Source organism: Saccharopolyspora gloriosae (genome assembly GCF_022828475.1).
GTDB lineage: Bacteria > Actinomycetota > Actinomycetes > Mycobacteriales > Pseudonocardiaceae > Saccharopolyspora_C > Saccharopolyspora_C gloriosae_A.
Genome location: NZ_CP059557.1, coordinates 2521063 through 2540420 on the forward strand (window position 1 = coordinate 2521063; position 19358 = coordinate 2540420).

18 protein-coding genes are annotated in these 19358 nt (G+C 67.9%); 9 read left to right on the forward strand and 9 right to left on the reverse strand.

Going from position 1 to position 19358, the window contains the following annotated elements; translation table 11 throughout:
- Positions 1-180: 180 nt before the first annotated feature.
- Positions 181-1263 carry a long-chain-fatty-acid--CoA ligase gene (locus H2Q94_RS30450; RefSeq protein ID WP_258718679.1) on the reverse strand — a complete coding sequence of 361 codons (1083 nt, stop codon included), beginning with the start codon at positions 1261-1263 and terminating at the stop codon, positions 181-183.
- Positions 1227-1679 (reverse strand): AMP-binding protein, encoded by a 453-nt coding sequence (locus H2Q94_RS30455; protein WP_258718680.1) that lies wholly within the window; start codon positions 1677-1679, stop codon positions 1227-1229. Before H2Q94_RS30455 ends, H2Q94_RS30450 begins: the two co-directional genes overlap by 37 nt.
- Positions 1680-1857: 178 nt before the next feature.
- Between H2Q94_RS30455 and H2Q94_RS10740 the strand changes: the two genes are divergently transcribed.
- The gene (locus H2Q94_RS10740) at positions 1858-3156 is read left to right on the forward strand and encodes a PucR family transcriptional regulator (RefSeq protein ID WP_243794370.1); all 1299 of its coding nucleotides are present in this window, start codon (positions 1858-1860) and stop codon (positions 3154-3156) included.
- Here the strand turns inward: H2Q94_RS10740 and H2Q94_RS10745 are convergent.
- Both H2Q94_RS10745 and H2Q94_RS10750 read right to left on the reverse strand, forming a co-directional pair.
- Positions 3080-4588 carry an aldehyde dehydrogenase family protein gene (locus H2Q94_RS10745; RefSeq protein ID WP_243794371.1) on the reverse strand — a complete coding sequence of 503 codons (1509 nt, stop codon included), beginning with the start codon at positions 4586-4588 and terminating at the stop codon, positions 3080-3082. The two genes, H2Q94_RS10740 and H2Q94_RS10745, sit on opposite strands and share 77 nt — an antisense overlap.
- Before the next feature lie 52 nt (positions 4589-4640).
- On the reverse strand, positions 4641-6194 hold the full coding sequence (locus H2Q94_RS10750) for a GMC family oxidoreductase N-terminal domain-containing protein (protein ID WP_243795649.1): 1554 nt from the start codon (positions 6192-6194) through the stop codon (positions 4641-4643).
- Between the two features lie 507 nt (positions 6195-6701).
- On the opposite strand from H2Q94_RS10750, the gene H2Q94_RS10755 reads away from it, so the two are divergent.
- The 3 genes from H2Q94_RS10755 (at position 6702) to H2Q94_RS10765 (ending at position 8233) form a co-directional block, all read left to right on the forward strand.
- Complete coding sequence (locus H2Q94_RS10755) at positions 6702-7142, forward strand: VOC family protein (protein WP_243794372.1); 441 nt, start codon at positions 6702-6704, stop codon at positions 7140-7142.
- 178 nt (positions 7143-7320) lie between these two features.
- The gene (locus H2Q94_RS10760; protein WP_309501145.1) at positions 7321-7734 is read left to right on the forward strand and encodes a nitroreductase family deazaflavin-dependent oxidoreductase; all 414 of its coding nucleotides are present in this window, start codon (positions 7321-7323) and stop codon (positions 7732-7734) included.
- A gap of 43 nt (positions 7735-7777) precedes the next feature.
- Positions 7778-8233: an SgcJ/EcaC family oxidoreductase gene (locus tag H2Q94_RS10765; protein ID WP_243794373.1), complete on the forward strand. Its 456-nt coding sequence runs from the start codon at positions 7778-7780 to the stop codon at positions 8231-8233.
- A 143-nt stretch (positions 8234-8376) separates the two neighbouring features.
- Here the strand turns inward: H2Q94_RS10765 and H2Q94_RS10770 are convergent, their stop codons facing one another.
- The 4 genes from H2Q94_RS10770 to H2Q94_RS10785 all read right to left on the reverse strand — a co-directional run bounded on the left by H2Q94_RS10770 (position 8377) and on the right by H2Q94_RS10785 (position 13242).
- On the reverse strand, positions 8377-9381 hold the full coding sequence (locus H2Q94_RS10770) for an LLM class flavin-dependent oxidoreductase (protein ID WP_243794375.1): 1005 nt from the start codon (positions 9379-9381) through the stop codon (positions 8377-8379).
- Positions 9382-10353: 972 nt separating this feature from the next.
- The gene (locus H2Q94_RS10775; protein WP_243794376.1) at positions 10354-11256 is read right to left on the reverse strand and encodes an aldo/keto reductase; all 903 of its coding nucleotides are present in this window, start codon (positions 11254-11256) and stop codon (positions 10354-10356) included.
- A gap of 200 nt (positions 11257-11456) precedes the next feature.
- On the reverse strand, positions 11457-12491 hold the full coding sequence (locus H2Q94_RS10780) for a zinc-dependent alcohol dehydrogenase family protein (protein ID WP_243794378.1): 1035 nt from the start codon (positions 12489-12491) through the stop codon (positions 11457-11459).
- 385 nt (positions 12492-12876) lie between these two features.
- On the reverse strand, positions 12877-13242 hold the full coding sequence (locus H2Q94_RS10785; protein ID WP_243794380.1) for an IclR family transcriptional regulator: 366 nt from the start codon (positions 13240-13242) through the stop codon (positions 12877-12879).
- A gap of 754 nt (positions 13243-13996) precedes the next feature.
- Here H2Q94_RS10785 and H2Q94_RS10790 point away from each other — a divergent pair.
- The 3 genes from H2Q94_RS10790 to H2Q94_RS10800 all read left to right on the forward strand — a co-directional run bounded on the left by H2Q94_RS10790 (position 13997) and on the right by H2Q94_RS10800 (position 15908).
- Entirely contained in the window at positions 13997-14446 is a 450-nt protein-coding gene (locus tag H2Q94_RS10790; RefSeq protein WP_243794381.1) for a DUF6292 family protein, read from the forward strand.
- 76 nt (positions 14447-14522) lie between these two features.
- Positions 14523-14957 carry a hypothetical protein gene (locus tag H2Q94_RS10795; RefSeq protein ID WP_243794382.1) on the forward strand — a complete coding sequence of 145 codons (435 nt, stop codon included), beginning with the start codon at positions 14523-14525 and terminating at the stop codon, positions 14955-14957.
- A gap of 357 nt (positions 14958-15314) precedes the next feature.
- Positions 15315-15908 carry a stage II sporulation protein M gene (locus tag H2Q94_RS10800; RefSeq protein ID WP_243794383.1) on the forward strand — a complete coding sequence of 198 codons (594 nt, stop codon included), beginning with the start codon at positions 15315-15317 and terminating at the stop codon, positions 15906-15908.
- A gap of 55 nt (positions 15909-15963) precedes the next feature.
- Here the strand turns inward: H2Q94_RS10800 and H2Q94_RS10805 are convergent, their stop codons facing one another.
- Positions 15964-16569, reverse strand: a complete 606-nt coding sequence (locus tag H2Q94_RS10805) for an EF-hand domain-containing protein (RefSeq protein ID WP_243794384.1) — start codon at positions 16567-16569, stop codon at positions 15964-15966.
- A 527-nt stretch (positions 16570-17096) separates the two neighbouring features.
- Between H2Q94_RS10805 and H2Q94_RS10810 the strand changes: the two genes are divergently transcribed.
- Together H2Q94_RS10810 and H2Q94_RS10815 are read left to right on the forward strand one after the other, a co-directional pair.
- A complete protein-coding gene (locus H2Q94_RS10810; protein ID WP_243794385.1) occupies positions 17097-17828 on the forward strand; it encodes an EF-hand domain-containing protein in 732 nt (243 codons plus the stop codon).
- Between the two features lie 4 nt (positions 17829-17832).
- Entirely contained in the window at positions 17833-19356 is a 1524-nt protein-coding gene (locus tag H2Q94_RS10815; protein WP_243794386.1) for a PfaD family polyunsaturated fatty acid/polyketide biosynthesis protein, read from the forward strand.
- Positions 19357-19358 lie beyond the last annotated feature (2 nt).

A 19358-nucleotide genomic window follows, 5' to 3' on the forward strand; every position in this document is an offset into this window, starting at 1 on the left:
TGCCCGGCCGGGAGGTCGTTGCGCGCATCGCCCGCATCGGCGTCGAGTCCGGCACCGGCCGGGCGCTAACGCTCGGCGCGTCGAACGAGCTCCCGGCGGTTGTTCAACAATCGCCGTCCGGCCGCACTTCGTCGGCTTCCTCGCCCTGGCCCTGACCTGCTCGAGCAAGGCGCGAACGCTTCACGCCGGGCTGGGCGAAGGCGCCGTGGACCGCAGCGTTCGGACCGCACGACGCAGGAGCTTCCCGGTCGGTCCCTTCGGCAGCTCATCGGTGATCCAGACATGCCGCGGATACTTGTACGGGGCGACGCGCTCCTTCACGAAATCGCGGATCTCCTCCGCGGTCGCCGTCGCACCGGGCTTGAGCGCGACCGCGGCGGCCACGTCTTCACCGAGATCCGGGTGCGGCACCCCGACCACCGCCGTCTCCGCCACGGCCGGGTGCTCGTAGATGACCTCTTCGATCTCCCGCGGGTAGACGTTGTAGCCACCGCGAATGATCATGTCCTTCTTGCGGTCGACGATGGTGAAATAGCCGTCCTCATCGCAGACCGCGAGGTCACCGGTGCGCAGCCAGCCGTCGACGATGGTCTCCGCGGTGGCCTCCGGAAGATCCCAGTAGCCCTTCATCACGTTCGGACCCTTGATCACGATCTCGCCGACCTCGCCGGTCGGGACGCCACGTCCTCCGTCGTCGATCACGCGCAGCGAGACGTCCCGCACGGGCACGCCGATCGTGCCGGGCTTGCGTTCGATGCGGGGGTGGTTGAAGCACGCCACCGGGGAGCTCTCGGACAGGCCGTAGCCCTCGAGGATCACGCAGTCGAAGGTCTCCTCGAAGGAGCGCAGCAGCTCGACGGGCATCGGCGCTCCACCGCAGATGCAGGCGCGGATGGTGGTGAGGTCTGCGTCGCCGGTGGCGTGCAGCATCGCGGAGTACATCGTCGGCACTCCCTCGAAGACCGTGACGCCATCGCGCTCGATCACCTCGAGAGCCTTCGCTCCGTCGAAGCGCGGGATCAACGTCAGGCAGGAGCCTGCCTGGACCGATGCGGTCAGGCCGCAGGTGAGTCCGAAGACGTGGAAGAGCGGCAGGCAGCCCATCACCACGTCGTCGGGGCCGATCTCGATGAGCGTCTCGCGGGTCACCGCCGCATTGCCGTCGAGGTTCGCGTGGGTCAGTTCGGCGCCCTTCGGCTTCCCCGTCGTCCCGGAGGTGTAGAGGATCACCGCGGTGTCGTCGGAGGCCCGCTCGACGAGCACCGTTGTGTCGGACGGCGTCGTATCCGCCCGTAGGGGTCCACGACGACCACGGTCGCGCCGGTCGCAGCGGCTCCGGCTCGTGCCTCTGCGGCCCCCTCCGGCGCTGCGAACAGGAACCGCGCCCCCGAGTCCGCCAGGTAGTACTCGATCTCCCCGGATTTGAGCAGGGGATTCATCGGCACGACGACGCCGCCGGCGAGCAGGCTGCCGAAGAAGTGCACGGGATGGGCGGGCACGTTCGGCAGGATCATCCCCACCCGGTCACCGGGCTCGAGTCCGTTCGAGGTCAACCATCGCGCCACCCCGGCGGCCTCGGCCTGGAGCCGGTCGTAGGTCAGCACGGTGTCGTCGAGTCGGACGGCCTTGCGGTCGCCGTGCGTGCGCGCCGTGTCGAGCAGGCGGCGGGCGAGGTTCATGATGGCCTGCTTCCTGTAGTAGGGACCGAGTCGGCTACCACTATCCCGTCGCCCACCTGTCGAATCACCAGGACGACCTACAGTCGCGACCGCACGGATTTGTGACCGGACGATAATCGGGCGGTACCGTGCCGCGAATGGAAGCTGCACGCTGGTCGACCGAATCATTGATCGTGTGATGGTGGACCTGGATACGACCGTCGAGCGCTCGGTGGCTCGCACCTGGGACGAGGTTCCCGCTTATCCGGCCAGTCGGGACGAGAGCCTGCGCCCGGACCTGCGCGCCCACACGAGGGCGGTCTTCGACGCCGTCCTGGCCACGATGCGGGCCGGGCGACGAGCCGGCCGCGACGACTTCCGCAGCTCCGTCGACCATGCCCGGCACCGGGTTCGGCAAGGGGTCGCGCTGGCCGACTTCATGCAGGGTTTCCGGATCGGCCAGGAGACCTTGTGGGAAGCCATCGTGGCCGCCGCCAAGGTGGATGCCGAGACCCGGCTGGCGGCGCTCGACCTGGCGATTCACGTGATGAACGTGATCGAGGTGGGCAGCTCGGTGGCGGCGGAGACCTACATGATCGCCCAGCAGATGGAGCTGGCCGATGACGACCTGCTCCGCCGGGACCTGATGGAAGACCTGCTCGCCGCACGGGAACTCACCTCCGGCCCGAAGGCGGAGCTGGCCGCGGCGTCCGGGTTGGCCGACGCGTCGTCGATCGTGGTGGTCGTCGCCGTGCCCACCGTTGCGCTCCGCGCCGACCAGAGCCTGCGCGAAGTGGTCTCGGCGGTGCGCACTTCGATCGGCACCGGTCAGCAGGGGATCGCGGTGCTGCGGCAGGACCACGTCGTCGGGATCACCCCGGTGCACGACGAGGGCACCGAACTCGCCAAGGGACTCGAGCGCGCACACCACAGCCTGAGCAGGCGCGGCATCCACCTCGGTGTCGGGGTGAGCACCGTCCACAGTGGTCTCCATGGTGTTCCCGCCGCGCGCCGCGAGGCGGTGCTGGCCAGGAAGAGCCTGGCAGGCGAGCCGGGTGTGCGGCCGCTGACGGAACTGTCCCCGCTGGACTACCTGGTGTTGCTCGACGACCCCACCGCGCAGCGGCTGATCACGCCGTTGACGCGGTCGTTCATCGAGGACGACCTGAGGCAGGCGGGCGCGCTGATCGAGACGATTCGGCTCTACGCCGCGTGCGACCTCAACGCGAAGGCCGCCGCCGAACGGCTGCACGTGCACGTGAACACGGTGTACTACCGCTTGGAGCGGATCTCCGAACGCACCGGCTGCGACCTGCGCAGCTTCGCCGACTTCCAGAACCTGCTCGTCGCCGCGCGGTTGCTGGCCCGGCCGACTAGCGACCGGGGCCAGGCCCCCGGGGCAACCGCGCCCGCCGGTGAGATCACGCAGGCGGCGGGAGGACCAGCGCGTAACCGCGTTTCGACCAGTCGCTGTCCTTGGCCTGCTGGATCGTCTTGACCTGCGTGTACTCGGCGAGCGCGTCGGGGCCGAGTTCACGACCGATGCCGCTCTGCTTGTAGCCGCCGAACGGGTTCATCGGGAACCCGGCATGCCAGTCGTTGACCCACACCGTGCCCGCTTCGAGCTGATCGGCGACGCGAACAGCACGCTCGGGGGAGCCCCACACGCCCGCGGAGAGGCCGTACTCGCTGTCGTTGGCGATGCGCACCGCTTCCGCGTCATCGGAGTACCCGATCACCACCAGGACCGGCCCGAAGACCTCCTCGCGGGCGATGCGCATGTCGTTGGTGACGTCGGTGTAAATGATCGGCGGTACCCACGCGCCGCGGTGGAACGGGGCCTCGTCGGGAAGCGTGCCGCGGTAGGCGACGGTGGCCCCCTCCGCGGCGGCGATCTCGACGTAACGCTCGACGCGCTTCTTCTGGTCGTGGGAGGCGACCGGCCCCATGTCGGTGTTCATGTCGAGCGGGTCGCCGATGCGCACGTCCTGCACGCGGCGGACCAGCCGCGCGACGATCTCCTCCTTGCGCGACTCGGGAACCAGCAACCGCGTGCCCGATTCGCAGACCTGACCGGAGTACATCAGGAACGCGAAGATCGACCCGTCGATGGCGAGGTCCAGGTCGGCGTCGTCGAGCAGGATGTTGGGTCCCTTTCCGCCCAGCTCCAGCGTGACCTTCTTGAGGTTGTCCGCCGCCTTCCGCTGGACGACCTTGCCCACCTCGGTGGAACCGGTGAAGCCGATCTTCCGGACGTCCGGGTGCCCCGCGAGCCGGTCGCCGACGGTCTCGCCGGGGCCGGTGATCACGTTGAGCACGCCCTTCGGCAGCCCCGCCTCCTCCGCCGACTTCGCCAGTTCCAACAGCGTCAACGGGGTGTTCTCGTCGCACTTGAGCACGAAGGTGTTGCCCGCGGCCAACGCGGGGCCGAGCTTCCACCCCGCGAGCACGAGCGGGAAGTTGAACGGCACGATCCCGGCGCAGACGCCGATCGGTTCGCGGCGGATCACCGAACGGGAATCCTCGGTTTCCGGGGACATCGGGTTGAGCTGCTCCGGTTCGAAGCCCCGCGCCATCGACGCGAAGACCCGGAGGTTGGCGATGCCCAGACCGATGTGGAACGCGCCCGCGGTGCGCACGGTGACGCCGTTCTCGCCGCTGGCCAGCCTGTTGAGCAGGTCGACCTTGTCCTCCATGCTGTCGGCGATCCGGTCGAGGACGTCGGCGCGCTGCTCCGGTGTCATGCGGCGCCACGTGCCGTCTTCGTGGGCGGCCTTGGCGGCGGCGACCGCGGCGTCCGCGTGCTCCACGCCGCCGAAGGCGACACGGGCGGTGACCTCGTCGGTAGCCGGCGAGGTGATGTCGTATGTCTCCGGGGCATCGACCCAGACGCCGTCGATGAACATCCGGTAGGTCGGTGCTTCGGTCATGCTGATCTCCTGATCCGTGCCCTGGTCGGTTGTTGTGGTGCTCTCGCTGAAATCAGTTGCCTGCGGCCTGTTTGGCGAGGTCGGCCGCCTTCTCGCCGATCATGATCGTGGGGGCGTTGGTGTTGCCGCGGACGACGGTCGGCATCACCGAGGCGTCGGCGACGCGCAGCCCTTCGATGCCGATGACCTTCAGCTCGTTGTCGACGACGTGGCCGATGCCGCAGCTCGAGGTGGGGTGGTAGAGGGTCTGACCGACGCGGCGGGCGAACGCGAGGAGCTCTTCGTCGGACGATCCCTCGGGGACCACGTGATCGCCGGTGATGACCTCCTTCATCGGCGCTTGCTCCGCGATCCGCAGGGCGGTGCGGAGCCCGGCGAGGATGGACGCGCGGTCCTGTTCGGTGGACAGGTAGTTGTGCTTGATCCGCGGCGCCGCCTCGGGTTCCGGCGAGCGGAGGGTGAGGGTGCCGGTGCTGGTCGGCTTCAGCACGCACGGGCCGGCGGCGAGGCCCTGGGCGGTCTGCGCGCCGAGCCCCTCCTCCGCGAAGAAGCACGGCGTGGAGTGGAACTGCACGTCCGGCCCGGCCAGGCCCTCGCGGGTCTCGAAGAAGCCGCCCGCCTCGCCGATGTTGGACGTCAGCGGCCCGCGTCCCTCGGACTGCAGCAGCTGAGCGTTCTCCGGGCTCGCCGCCGTCATCAGCGTCTCGAGGTCGGTGAGGTAGTTCAGCATCACCATGTAGTGGTCCTGCAACCGCTCGCCGACGGGAAGGTCCGCGAGCAGCGGAATCCCGAACGCCTCGAGCTGTGCGGCCGGGCCGACACCCGAGAGCAGCAGCAGTTGTGCCGAACCGTAGGTGCCCGCGCTGAGGATCACTTCCCGTTCCGCGTGCAACTCCTCGACCTGCCCGTCGCGGCTGACCTCCACCCCGACGGCCCGGTTCCCCGCGAAGAGCACCTTGCGGCTGAGCGTCCCGGTGATCACGGTCAGGTTGGACCGCTCCATGGCCGGGTGCAGGTACGCGACCGCCGTGCTGCACCGCATGCCGTCGCGTTGGGTGACCTGGAAGCGACCGACTCCGAGCTGGTCGGCGCCGTTGAAATCCTCGTTGTGCGTGAAGCCGGCTTCGACGGCCGCGTCGACCCAGGCGTCGCAGAGAGGGTTCATCGACCTGCTCTCGGTCACGCTGAGGGGGCCGTCGGCACCGTGGAACTCGTCCCCGCCGCGCGCGTTGCTCTCGGCCTTCTTGAAGTACGGGAGGACCTCGTCGTAGCTCCAGCCGGTGGCTCCATCGGCCGCCCACTGGTCGTAGTCGGCGCGGTTGCCGCGGATGTAGATCATCGCGTTCATCGAGCTGGAGCCGCCGAGCATTCTGCCGCGCGGGAGGTAAGCCCGGCGCCCGTTGAGTTCCGGTTCCGGCTCGGTGTCCAGGTCCCAGTCCCACTGGCTCTTGAACAGCGAGCTGAACGCCGCGGGAATGTGGATCTCGTCGGCCGTGTCCGCCGCTCCGGCTTCGACCAGAGCCACGGTGACGGCAGGGTCTTCCGTCAGTCGGGCGGCCAACGCGCACCCCGCCGAGCCCGCTCCGACGATGACGTAGTCGTACATAGCGTCCTCACTCACTCCGTTGTGGTCGATCCGCTCGGATGAGTGTGACTACGGGCACAGCATCCGACTTTGGGTGAGGATCCAGAGTTGAACCGGCGACGCTGTAGTCAGGCCACAAGAGGGCGGCTCACTCCGGGTGTGCCGGAGACCGATCGTCCGGGGAACGCGGTCGAGCCCATGGGCGAGCCGACCGGGCCGGAGCGGCAAGGTGCTGGGCGGTTTTCACGCCGGTCGTCTCGCCATCGGCCTGCTGTCGGCGGGGTCGGAGTCGACGATCGCGACTTCACCGGACCTGATCGCGTCCGGCGATGATCGAGTCGATATTGGACTGTCGCGGCGCGACGGCCTGTGCGTCCTCAGGAGCCGGTCTCCCGTGTGGCTCGCCCGTCACGCGGATGCATGGCGCACCTGACCAGGATGATGCTCTCCTGGGGAAACCCTGGCGTGGGCTCGCCGTCCAGGCGAGATCCAGGCGGGCTTGGGCCGAGATGAAGGGGATGATCGCGCGTGTTGCTCAGCGGAGTGGACCACATCGCTTGTTTGACCCACGATCCCGCGCGGCTCGGGGACTTCTACGAGGCGGTGTTCGACGCCGAGGTCGGGCCGACCCGGTCGCACGGGCAGGACGCGGAGGAAACGATGACGGTGCTGCGGATCGGACCGCACACCGAGCTCAACGTGTTCACCGTGCCCGGCAGCGACGAGGCCGATCGCCAGACGCCCATGTGGCATCGGGGGCGCCTGGACCACTTCGGGTTGCACGCGTCGTCCTACGCGGCGTTCGCGACGATCCGCGAGCGACTGATCGCGCGGGGAGCTTCCGACGGCACCGTCAACGATTTCGGGTCGGCTTACAGCATGTTCTTCCGCGACCCGGACGGTCTTGAGGGCGAGGTGCTGGTGCCCAAAGCGGCCGACGGCACGCACCCGATCCCCGGAGCCCGCTGACGGATCGGGCTCGCCGCCGACCCGACGAGGAGCACCGGCATCCTGCATCGTGGTCGGATGCAGTGCGGTTCCCGGTCTTGCGGCGAAGGGGAGCCGTCCGGCCATGACCGGGACTCGGATCAGCGCCAGGGCGTCGATCGCCGGCACCCTGGCTTCACCGCTATCAAGGAGTTGAACCGTGGCAGAGATAGCCGACTGGAACACCCGGATCATCAACGAGTTCCGCGCCAACGGCGGACGTGTCGGTGGGCAGTTCGACGGTGCGCCGATGGTGCTGGTGCATCACGTGGGTGCGAAGAGCGCAACGCAGCGGGTGAATCCGATGATGTACCAGAAGGTCGGCGATGCGTACGCCGTGTTCGCTTCGGCGGCGGGGGCGGACAAGAACCCGGACTGGTACCACAACCTGCTGGCTCATCCGGACACCGAGATCGAGGTCGGTACGGACACCGTCGCGGTGCGCGCCCGGGACCTTCCCGCTGAGGAGCGCGATCCGATCTGGGAGCGCCAGAAGCGGGACTACCCCGGTTTCGCCGGGTACGAGGCGAAAACGTCGCGTGTCATCCCCGTCGTTCTGCTGGAGCCCCGGTGACGGGCGCAGTTCGGCATCAGGGCTCGGCGGGAGGCTGAGTGCGGTGGTGGCCGTTCCGGAGCAGATCGCGGACCGGTTCGCGGCAGCGTGGAATGAGCGCAATGCCGCCGATCTCGCCGCGTTGTTCGCCGACGACGCGGATTTCGTGAACGTCGTCGGCCTGTGGTGGGAGAACCGGGAGAACATCCGCCGTGCGCACGACTACGGGTTGCGCACGTTCTTCCGCGACTCCGCCATGTCCATCCGCCGGACGAAGGTGCGGCGGTTGGGCGAGGGCCTGGCCGTTGTGCACGCCAGATGGCGGCTCACCGGACAGATCTCCACGAGCGGCGGCCAGGCCGATGTTCGCTGGGGCATCATCGTGTTCGTGGTGGAACGTCGAGGAACCGAATGGATCGCGGTGACGGCGCACAACACCGACATCGTCCCCGGCAGCGAGAGCATCGCCGCCGAAGGCGACGCGCGACGCGCCGTCTCCTATCGGAACTCCCGCCGGTGACGGCCGCGGGACCGGTTGTTCTGCTTCAGGACGTTGTGGTCACTCGCCGCCCGAGCGGAGATCTCGGCCGGGGCGAACATCGATCAGCGATGCCGTTCCGTCAGGCCGGCGGTCGGTGGCGTCGGCCGGGTCGAGGATGCCGCTCATCGAGGACAGGTCCCGGCCTCCTCGATGAGGAGTCGGTAGGAGCGGAGTCGTTGTTCGTGGTCGTGGACGGGGGTGGTGATCATGAGTTCGGTGGTGCCGGTTCGTGTCGCGATGGTGCGGAGTTGCCGGATCACGGTGTCGGGTGAGCCGATGACGAGGCCGGGGGAGTAGGTGCCGAGTTCGGCGTCGTCGAGCGCGGCGAGCTCCGTGGCGGCGTGTTCCGGGCTGGGGAGTTGGATGCGGTGTCCGCGGTGTCGGCTGAGGGTTTTCATGCGGGTGGAACCGGCTAGCCATTCGGCGTCGGTGTCCGTGTCGGCGCAGATCACCGCCACGCTGACCAGCGTCGTAGGTTCCGGCAGGTGCGCGGAGGGTTGGAACGCGGCTCGGTAGCTCTGGGCGGTGTCCAGTGCCTTGTCCGGGTTGAGGTGGTAGGCGTTGGCGCAGGGCAGGCCGTGTTCGGCGGCGAGTCGTGCGCTGGCGCCGGACGAACCCAGCAGCCAGATGTCAGGTCTGTTGCCCGACGCCGGCACGGCCCGCACCTGCGGCGGTTCCGGTTCGGCCTCGAAGTGGTCGAGGAGTTCGGTGAGAGCGGCGGCGTGGGCCGAAGCCGTGGTGGCGTCGTGCGGTCGGCGGAGTGCTTCGGCGACGGAGGGTGCGCCGCCGGAGGCTCTGCCGATGCCGAGGTCGATGCGGCCGGGGTGCAGGGCGGTGAGCATTCCCCATCGTTCGGCGACCAGGAGCGGGGGGTGGTTGGGCAGCAGTGCACCGCCTGCGCCGACGCGCAGGCGTGCAGTGGCGGCCGCGATGGCTCCGGCGAGCACGGCGGGTTCGGCGCAGGCTACGCCTCGCATGCTGTGGTGCTCAGGTACCCAGTACCGGTGGTATCCGGTCGTGTCGGCGAGCCGGGCGAGGTCGAGGGTGTTGTGCAGCGCCTGCTTCGCTGAGGAGCCCGCGACGATGGGGGATGTGTCCAAAACGGACAACGTCAGAGTGCTCGGCACGCACCGAATTCTCCTCGATGAACAGCCCTCCGGCGGCGCGGGCTCGCACTGATCGAAATCACCCACCGCGTGCAGCGGCGCCCGGCCCGGCTTCGCTATGCGCAGCACGTGCTGGAAGGCGGCGCCGCTGGGGGCAGGGCATGGATCCAGCGGGCCGCCGGTCCCGCGAGCAGCCTTCCCCGGCGTTGGGGTTTTTGGGTGATCATCAGCGCCGGACACCGGCCAGGCCGGTCAGTGAGCCCGCGTATGTCATGGTGACGAGCATTCAGGGGCAGGAATAGCGGCGTGGTCTCGTGCTCATCCCGGGCCGTCGCGAGGTTCGGGCACTGCTCCGTTTCAGTGATCTTCCGTGGAACGAGGGTGCAGGCGGAAGCAGTGGCAAGTTAGCTTCTGCGCGGCATTAAAGACCGACTGGGGAGGAAAAAATGAAGCGACGTTTAGGTTCAGTTATCGGTGTGGCCATCGCGGCGGCATCTATTCCGCTCGCCGCAGCGCTACCCGCGCAGGCGACCGCCGAGGATTGCACAACCTACCTGGCGGGAGCCGGTTATATCGTCGGCCCCCAGGTGGAGAACAGCTGCAACCTAGGTGCAGGACCTTTCCCCAAGCCGGAGTTCTGCATTACGGGACTGCAGAGTCTGGACGTGGCGCCGAACCACGCGAGTGCGGCATGTGAACTCGCTAGGCGATAGCGGTATCTTTCAGTCGTGCCGCAGTCGATTCGGCTGCGGGGCACGACTGACGTCGGCTCAAGTTGACCGGCCTACCCTATTTCTCGGATATCGGTCTCGATGAAGACTTGGTGCTGTGGTTCTGATCGCGCGTTGCTTGTCATGCAAGATTTCGGTCTCGACAATGCCCGGGTAGAAGCAGCCGATTAAACGGTTTCGCGATCAACTCGCTGCCTCCTTTCCGGTGCCGGCGGGAACGGGGGCGTCGGGCGGTGCGGCCCGACGCCCCCGTTGTTCCGGCTCAGGCTTCCGGAATCTCCCGTCCGAAGCTCTCCAACGTGATGTCCGCGGGTTCCGGGCCGCGGCGGACTCCCCGGTGAAGACCGTCGAGGGCGGCGAGTTCGGCGTCGGTGAGCGCGAAGTCGAACACGTCGAAGTTCTCCTCGATCCGCGCGGGCTTCACCGACTTCGGAATCGCCGACCGGCCCTGCTGGAGGTGCCAGCGCAACATCACCTGCGCGGGGCTCTTGCCGTGCGCAGAGGAGATACGGGTGACGGTGGGGTCGTCCAGGACGCTGCCGCCCTGGCCTTCCTGGTAGAAGGTGATCCCGCCGATGGGTGACCACGCCTGCGACAGGATCTCGTGTTCGGTGTCGGCGGCGAGCACGTCGGGCTGCTTGAAGTACGGGTGCACCTCGATCTGGTTCACCGCGGGCACCACCGTGGTCTTGCCGAGCAGCTCGTCGAGGTGCTCGCGCATGAAGTTGCTGACCCCGATGGCGCGCACCTTGCCGTCGGCCTGCAACTGCTCGAGCGCGCGGTAGGCCTCGACGGTCAGGTCGAACCGGCTGGGCAGCGCTTGATGCAGGATGAGCAGGTCGATCCGGTCGACGCCGAGCTTGCCCGCGCTCTTGTCGAAGGCGTGCAAGGTGGTGTCGTAGCCGTAGTCGCTGATCCAGATCTTGGTCTCGATGAAGACCTCGTCGCGGTCCAGGCCGGAGCGTCGGATTCCCTCGCCGACCTCGCGTTCGTTGCCGTAGGCGGCGGCGGTATCGATGTGGCGGTACCCGGTGCGCAACGCGTGCTCGACCGCCTGCACGGTCTCCTCGGGCGGGGTCTGGAAGACGCCGAAGCCCAGTGCGGGCAGCTGGACTCCATTGTTCAAGGTCAGGTTCATCGTGATCATCTCCGCACTCGGGGTCATGTCGTGGAGGTCTGGTTCGTCCCCGTTTTGCGGCGCGGACGTCGGAGAACGTCCGCGCCGTTCGTCGCAGGTGTGCTCGGTCGAGCGACGGGTGTAAACCTCGAGCGGCATCGGCCGCGCTGATCCGGGGAATTCCCGGACTTGCACGCCGGGGTGAGTTCGCCGCTGTTGCCCGGCGTGCCCGGAGGACTCCGCCGCGATCAGGGGGTGACGAGGACCTTCAGCGCTTCGCGGTCGGCCATCTCGCGGTATCCGGTCGGCACCTGCTCCAGCTCTACGGTGCGGTCGAAGACCTTGCCCGGCTGGATCTTGCCGTCGAGGACGTCGGGCAGCAGTTCGTCGATGTAGGCGCGGGCCGGCGCGACGCCGCCGGTGAGGGTGATGTTGCGGAAGAAGGTGCCGAAGTCCATCGACACCTGTCCGTACTGGGGCGCCCCGACCCGGCTGACGGTGCCGCCGTCGCGGACGACGCCGAGCGCGGTGTCCACGGCCGGTTCGAGGCCGACGCATTCGAGGACGGTGTGGGTGCCGTCGCCGCCGGTGAGGTCGCGGACCTTCGCGATGCCCTCCTCGCCGCGCTCGGGCACGACGTCGGTGGCGCCGAACTCGCGGCCGAGGTCGGTGCGGGCGGTGTGGCGTCCCATCAGGATGATGCGCTCAGCGCCGAGCCGCTTGGCGGCCAGCACCGCGGAGAGGCCGACGGCGCCGTCGCCGATGACGGTGACGGTGGTGCGCGGGTTCACTCCGGCGGTGACCGCGCAGTGGTGGCCGGTGGGGAAGACGTCGGAGAGCGTGAGCAGCGAGGGCAGCAGTGCGTCGTCCTCGCCGACGCCGAGCTTGACCAGTGTGCCCTGTGCTTGCGGGACGCGGACCGCCTCGCCCTGGCAGCCGTCCACGTCGCCTGCTCCCCAGGTGCCGCCGTGGCGGCAGGAGGTCTGCAGGCCTTCCCGGCAGAAGTCGCAGGTGTTGTCGGCCCAGACGAAGGGTGCGACGACCACGTCGCCCGCTTTGAGTCCGGAGACGTCCGTGCCGGTTTCCTCGACCACGCCGAGGAATTCGTGCCCGATCCGCTGTCCCTCTGCGGAGGCGGGCAACGAGCCGTACGGCCACAGGTCGCTGCCGCAGATGCAGGAGCGCAGGACTCGCACCACCGCGTCGGTGGGCGCCTGCAGCTTGGGATCGGGGACGTCCTCGATCCGCACGTCCCCGGCACCGTGGATGATCGTCGCTCGCATGAATGACCTTCCGGATGAGATGTGCTTTCCGCCGCGGCGCGGCTCCTGGTCCGAGGATGGGACCCGGAGCCGCACGCCGCATGCGGCACCACTCATGCAACGCCTCATCACGGGCGCGCGGGAGGACTTGCTGACACGGGTACTGGCGGAACCCCCCGGCCGTCCTCGGGTCCCGGGCCGGTTGCGCAAATCGTTCGAAAGACCCGCTGCGACTCCGGCGGCCGCGACGAAAGTGTGCCGATACGGCTCTGGCGTGCTAGTGGGTGAGTCGGCGGATTCGTGATCCGCTGAAGTCGGCCTCGGTCGGCATTCGTCCGCGAAGATGGGTTCGTTTGCTTCTGGCACGCCAACACCCGTCCACGGGTGTGCAGGCCGTGCTTTTCGGTCATCGCATCCAGTCGCGCACGTCCTCGATGACGGTACGCATCGAGAATAAGTCCACAATGGACAAGCGATCGCCACCGCCGATCTCTCCGGGGTGGACCAGTCCTCCGCGAAGCGCGCGTGCCGGTTCTCGAGCGCCCGCTCGACGGCTTCGGCCGGTGTCCGGTCCGCCGACGGCAGCACCACCATCGCGGCTGCGGCGCAGCGCGTGGCGGGTCTCGGCGACCGCCACGCACACCCGGTGCTCCCCTTCGGAGCGGAAGAAGCTCGCCGTCTCGCCGGTGGCGTCCCGCAGTTCCTTGAGCACGGGATTGACCACCGAGAGCACGTCGAGGTCCTTGCCTGCCGCGACGCCCCAGTAGGCCATGCGCACGCCGCTGCGGAACCGGTCCTCACCGCGATCCAGGAAACGCCGAGCACCGCCTCGGCCAAGCCCTGCTGCCAGGCCAGCAGCACCTCTGGGGGCGGTCGGTTCATGTCGCTGCACGTCCCGCTCTCGGAGAGCACCCACCACCTCGTCGACGCCGACGTGTTCACCGCGTTCCGTGCGCCCCGTGCGTCACAGGGGATTCGGTGAACCTGAGCAATTCGATTGCCCTGAGTGGCATGTAACACGATCGAGTTTGATCGGGTCAGCTGAGGGGTAGGCAAGATGTCAGTATCGGATTTAGGTCGTCGAATCGGGAGTCCACGTTCCGTTCTGTCCGCGCGCACCCGTAGCGTCGAGGGATCGGATCAGAAGAACGCTATGTCACCGAAAGTGATTACGAGGTTGACGATCGATCGCGTGCTTCTTCTTGCTCGCTTGCGCGTCCCGCTACTGAGCAATTCGGATCCATTGGACCGTCGGGACGGCGGGATTCGAACCGACGCCTCCCTGCGGTTCAGCGATCGGCGGCGATCGTGACATGTGTGGCACTCCGATCACACGGGTAGGCCGTGGTCGAGAGGATCGGCCGAACGGTGACCGTTCCGCGTGCGGCGAACTGACGGCTACCGCTGCGGGGAGCAGGCGATGGCTCGCTGACGCTTTCGTGCGCCGGCGGGGGCCCGCGGTACGGATCGGGACGGCCGGAAGGCCACGCGGTCGGTGTCTCGTACGGTCAGGAGTTTGATCGAGCATGAACCATGAGGTGTTGGACCAACAGGTCAGAGAGCGCACCCGCGAGAAGATGAGCTTGGCCTCAACGATCGTCGGGTATCTGGACGAAGTGCGCGCAGCCGCGGAGGTGCTCGAAATACCGGTGTCGAACTCGAAAGCGGTCACCAGCGAGGCCCGCCTCGAAGTGGAACTGGATCACGCGCCCGACCTCCGGGTGGGGTGGACCCCGTATCAGGGTTGGTATTACCGGACGGATCAGGACGACGTGTACTACCGGGTCGGAAGTGAGACCGATGCCGCTTCGCTGATGCCCGAAGCTTCGGCCGTGGCCGGGTGGCTGCAACTGCTGAGCACCGGCAACCGCGACGGACACGCGGACGCTCCGGAAGAGCTCGACCCCGAAGACCAAGCCTTGGTGGAACGCCTGGTGACCTTCGGCGGGGGAGCGGACCCGCACTCGCCGGACTGAACGTGACCGAAGCGGAGACGCGCCGCAGTGTCATCAAGGGCGAGTCCGAGGGGGCTGGTTCGAATGCGTTCCGAGCTTGATCGGCCACCTCTCTGCCGTGGGGCTCGGCCCCGAAGAGATGACGCCGATAGAGAACGACGTGAACCCGTCCCGCACGAACATCGGTAACAGGAAAGGGTGCTCGTACATGGAAGACTCGACATCTGAGGTCAAAACCGAGCAAATCGCGATCTGGCGGAATTTGCTGGACGCCTTCGGGCAGCTGAGTTCAGCGTGGGACACCGCCGTCGAAGCCCAACGCCAGGCCCCGCAAGGCCAAGGACCCGGCGCAGGCACGCTCCCGGACGACTTGGTGGCGGCGTTCACGCTCGCGGCGACCCGGGGTTCAGAGGCGCTCACCGGCATCGCGGAAATGCTCGCCGCGCAATCCAGCAACGAAGAAATCGAGGCGACCGTCCAGGCGCAACGCGCGGCCAGCCAACACTGGGAGGCCGCCCGCGCCGACTCCTGAGAAACTTCCGACGCCATTTGGACATCACGCGGCCTGCGCGAGCCGCGTGCGCCGGTCGGCGGCACGAGGACCACGATCCCGCTCCGGCATCCGGCGTTTCCTACCGGTCGCGATCGACGATGCTGCGGGTGGATGAGCCGCAGCACGATGTTCGCGGTGAGCCAGGGTGCGGATCTTCATGATCTCTCCGGAATCCCGTCCGCCTGCCGGGGTAGATGACGTGGCGTCATGTCCTTCGGTGACGCCCCGCCCCTTCACACGCGACGGTCGATGGAATGCGATGAGGACATGACATCCGGGCCGATTCCCCTCGAGCACCCCGCGACCGTGCCGTTCTGGTTGCGACCCTTTCGGCTCATGCGCGAGAACGTGCGCGCTTACCTCATCATCAACGCGGCCGCTTACGGCCTCATCATCATCGGGTTCGCGATCGGCCTCGGCTTCCCCGAACTCCACGCGGCGCGGTCCGCGTCCCTGGAAGCGGACGGCACCGGCGATTTGGTGCGCTGGCTGGTGAACACTCCGCCGCTGTTCGCGCTCACGATCCTCGCCGTCAACGTTTTCCGGCTCAGCCTGCTGACCATCGCGCTGCCGTCCCTCGTCGTGCCCTTCGCCGGACTCGCGTTCTTCGGCTACTGGGCGGTCGAGACCGGCGTCACGTTGGTTCCGATCTCCCCTCCAGGGTGGGTGGCGCTCATTCCCCACTCGTTGACCCTCGTCATCGAGATCCAGGCCTACGTGCTCCTTCTGCTCGGCGCGTACCTCCTGGGCAGGTGCTGGTTGTTCCCCCGCGCTTTCGGTGCGAAGAACCGGCGCCAGGGCTACGTCCGAGGCCTGAAACGGATCGGACTGCTGGCGCTGCCCGCGCTCGCGCTGCTCATCGTCGGGGCGGTGTGGGAGGCGTACTCACTGCGGTATTTCGTGCACCCGCTCAGCCGGCTGCTGCTGTGATCCTCGCCGGAACCGGGTTGGACGGCGGGATCGCAGTGCGTCGAACCCGTACGAATCAGAACCGCCCCAGTAGCCGGTTCCCCGGCGCCTGCGGATCCGTGCTGGTGATGAAGTCGGTGACCCGGATCAGAGCTTCCTCGTACGTCATCCGGGCAGGGTCCGCGGTCCGCATCGCCGCCCAGGTCTGCTCGGCCTCGTCGTCGCTGAGTTCGACGATCTCGGTGCCGAGCCGCTTCGCATCCGCCTTGCTGATCAAGCCGATGTTGTCGGCGTCGAGCATGGCGAAGGTGAGGTTGGTGAGTACGCCGATGTAGAGCATGGTGGTGTCCGGCATCGTCGTGATCCTGTTGGCCATGACGGTGACGAACTGTTCGACGTCCAGGCTCTTGGGGTCGGGTACGTCCACGGGGTTCTCGATGAGGGTCTGCCAGATTTCGTTGATCGCGGTCACCATCTGCCGCGCGCGAGGAGATCCGGGCGAATTCCCGGTGAGACCGGCAAAGCTGTTGGCGAGTCGTACCGTGTCGGCCGGGGTGACCACTCCGTCGCCATCGACGTCCAGAACTTCGAATCCCCGGATCTGCTTGCGGCGAAGCAGCGGATCCTGCCCAGTGTCGCCCTTGCCTGCGGCTACGGCTACGCCCCCGGAACCGGCTGTCACCGCTGCGACCGTGCTCGCCATGAGTCCGGCGGCGCCGCGCAGTACGCCTCGTCGAGCCAGGGCGGACGTCGAGGCTGATTCAGGGGTTGCGGTGGGGTTCTGGTTGCTTTCCAAAGCTGCTCCCATTTGATCGAATCGTCTGCGCACCTCCGGGGGGCGCGGACGCGATGTCGAGTGCGGCGAAGACTACCGACGCTGATCACGTCCATGAATGACTCCGCGCGTGCTTCACCAAAAAGGTGACAAGGAGGTCGCTGTTCACGAGGGCCGCCGGTGCAGGTCGGAAACGTGGCCATATCTCGCGCGACGTTGTTGATGAGCATCTTCAGCAAGCCATCCGGTCCGGCCGGACCGCAACGAATGCTGCTATTTATCCCACGCACGAGGCCATCGCAACCAACTGACATTGAAATAGCTCGATCGGATGTGGTTTGGCCTCGACGGCCCGGAACGCTGTTAGCGTCCCGAATGCAAGATCGCGAACGGCGTTTCTGTGCCGGTCACGCCGTGGACTCGAAAGGCTTGTGGTGGCTGAAGAACCGACGAACGACGAAGCGACGGACGTGACCCGGAGATCGGTACTGCCTGGCACCGCGGGGCTGGCGGCAGGGGCCGTGTCCGGCATGGCGATGGCGGGCGGGGCGGAGGCCGCGCCGAAGCCGGACGCGGCGACCACGATCGCGGCCGCGGAGCGGCTGGCGGCATCCCAGGACTCGTACCTGCGGCGCAAGCAGCTGTGGATGTTCGAGGTGCTCGACGACGACGGCGACGGCGCGGTGACGCCCGCGGACACGATGCAGTTCGCGCACCGCCTGGCGCGGTTGACCGGGCACGCCGAGGACTCGCCGCGCGCGCAGCAGATGGAAGCGACGGTGAACCGGATCTGGCACGCGCTGGTGGTCAAGCCCGCCTGGGTGCCGGACCCGAAGCGGCTGGACCGGGAGCAGTTCGTCACCGTGATGGCGAACAGCGTGGCGGAAACACCGGACAAGACGCTGCAGTACATCGGTGTGGTCACGAACCTGGCGTTCGCGATGGCGGACGAAGATCAGGACGGGCGGGTCACCCGCAACGACGGGATCCGACTCGTCACGGACGTGTTGCGCGTCGAACCGCAGCACGCCGAACACGCGTGGACCGTGGTGGACGCCGACCAGAACGGGTACCTCGGGTACGCGGAGGTCTTGATGGCGGTGACCGACTTCATCATCAGCACGGACCCGCAGGCGCTCGGCAACCTCGCGCTCGGTCGTATCTGACGCTGTGGCAGGAACATTCGGCGGCACCGGTCTCGTCGAACTCGCTCAGCGGGTGACGAGGCCGGCACACCTGGTGGCGCACGAGCGGGACGGTGCGCTGGGGCTCTCGGAACGGCCGGTTCCAGGCACCGTCGGCACGGTGCCCGCCATGTATCCGGAGTGGCTGGGCGACCAGCGTTTCACCGAGGCGCACGACGTGCGCTTTCCTTACGTCGCAGGGGAGATGGCGCACGGCATCGCGAGCGTCGAGCTGGTAGAGGCGATGGCGCGGGCGGAGATGCTGGCGTTCTTCGGCGCGGCGGGACTCGGTCTGGAGCGGTTCGACCGGGATTTGGAGCGGTTGCGAACGCGTCTCACCGGGTGGAGGAACTGGGGCGTCAACCTGATCCACCGCCCCGACGATGCGGCCATGGAAGACGAAGTCGCGGTACGCCTCTTACGCGCGGGGGTACCGAAGATCTCGATGTCGGCGTTCCTGGACATCACACCCGCGGTGGTGCGATGTGCGGCCTCCGGACTGCGGGCCGACGCGACGGGCCGGATCATCCGCAAGACCGCGGTGTTCGCCAAGGTTTCACGCCCCGAGACGGCCGAGCTGTTCCTGTCCCCACCCCCTCCCGGCCTGGTTCGCCGGCTCGTGGACAACGGTGACCTCACCGAGGAGGAGGGGCGGCTGGCCGTCCGGGTACCGGTGGCCGACGACATCACCGTCGAAGCGGACAGCGGTGGGCACACCGATGGCCGACCGCTGGTAGCCGTCCTGCCCGCGGTCCTTTCCCTGGCACGGCGGAAGAATCCGGCGGTGCGGGTGGGCGCGGCAGGCGGGCTCGGTGATCCGGCCGCAGTGGCGGCGGCGTTCGCACTCGGCGCGGCCTACGTCGTCACGGGATCGGTGAACCAGATGTCGGTCGAGGCCGCGGTCAGCGACGAGGCGAAGGCCATGCTCGCGCAGGCCGGGGTGGCGGACATGGCGATGGCGCCGGCGGGCGACATGTTCGAGCTCGGAGCCAAGGTCCAGGTTCTGCGCCGCGGAACCATGTTCGCCGGTCGGGCGGCCCGGCTGCGCCAGCTGTACGTCGAGCATCCGTCGCTGGAGTCGCTTGCTGCGGAGACCAGGAGCTCATTGGAGCGCGAGGTCTTCGGGACGGGTCTGGACGAGGTGTGGCGGCTGACCGAGCAGTACTGGTCGCAGCGTTGCCCGGCCGAGATGGTCCGGGCGCAGGCTGACCCGAAGCACAAGATGGCCCTGGTCTTCTGCTGGTACCTGGGCAATTCGGCCACCTGGGCGGTCGAAGGTGCGCCGGGGCGCCGCAACGACTACCAGCTGTGGTGCGGCCCCGCCGCGGGCGCGTTCAACACCTGGGCCGCAGGCAGCTTCCTGGCCGAGCCCGGTGAGCGCACGGTCGCGCAGATCGCCCGCAACCTGCTCCAGGGAGCCGCGGTGCTCACCCGTGTGCACCAGCTCAGCACCTTCGGCGCTCGTCTTCCCGCGGACGCCTTCGATTTCCGGCCCCGCCCACTGGCTTGAGG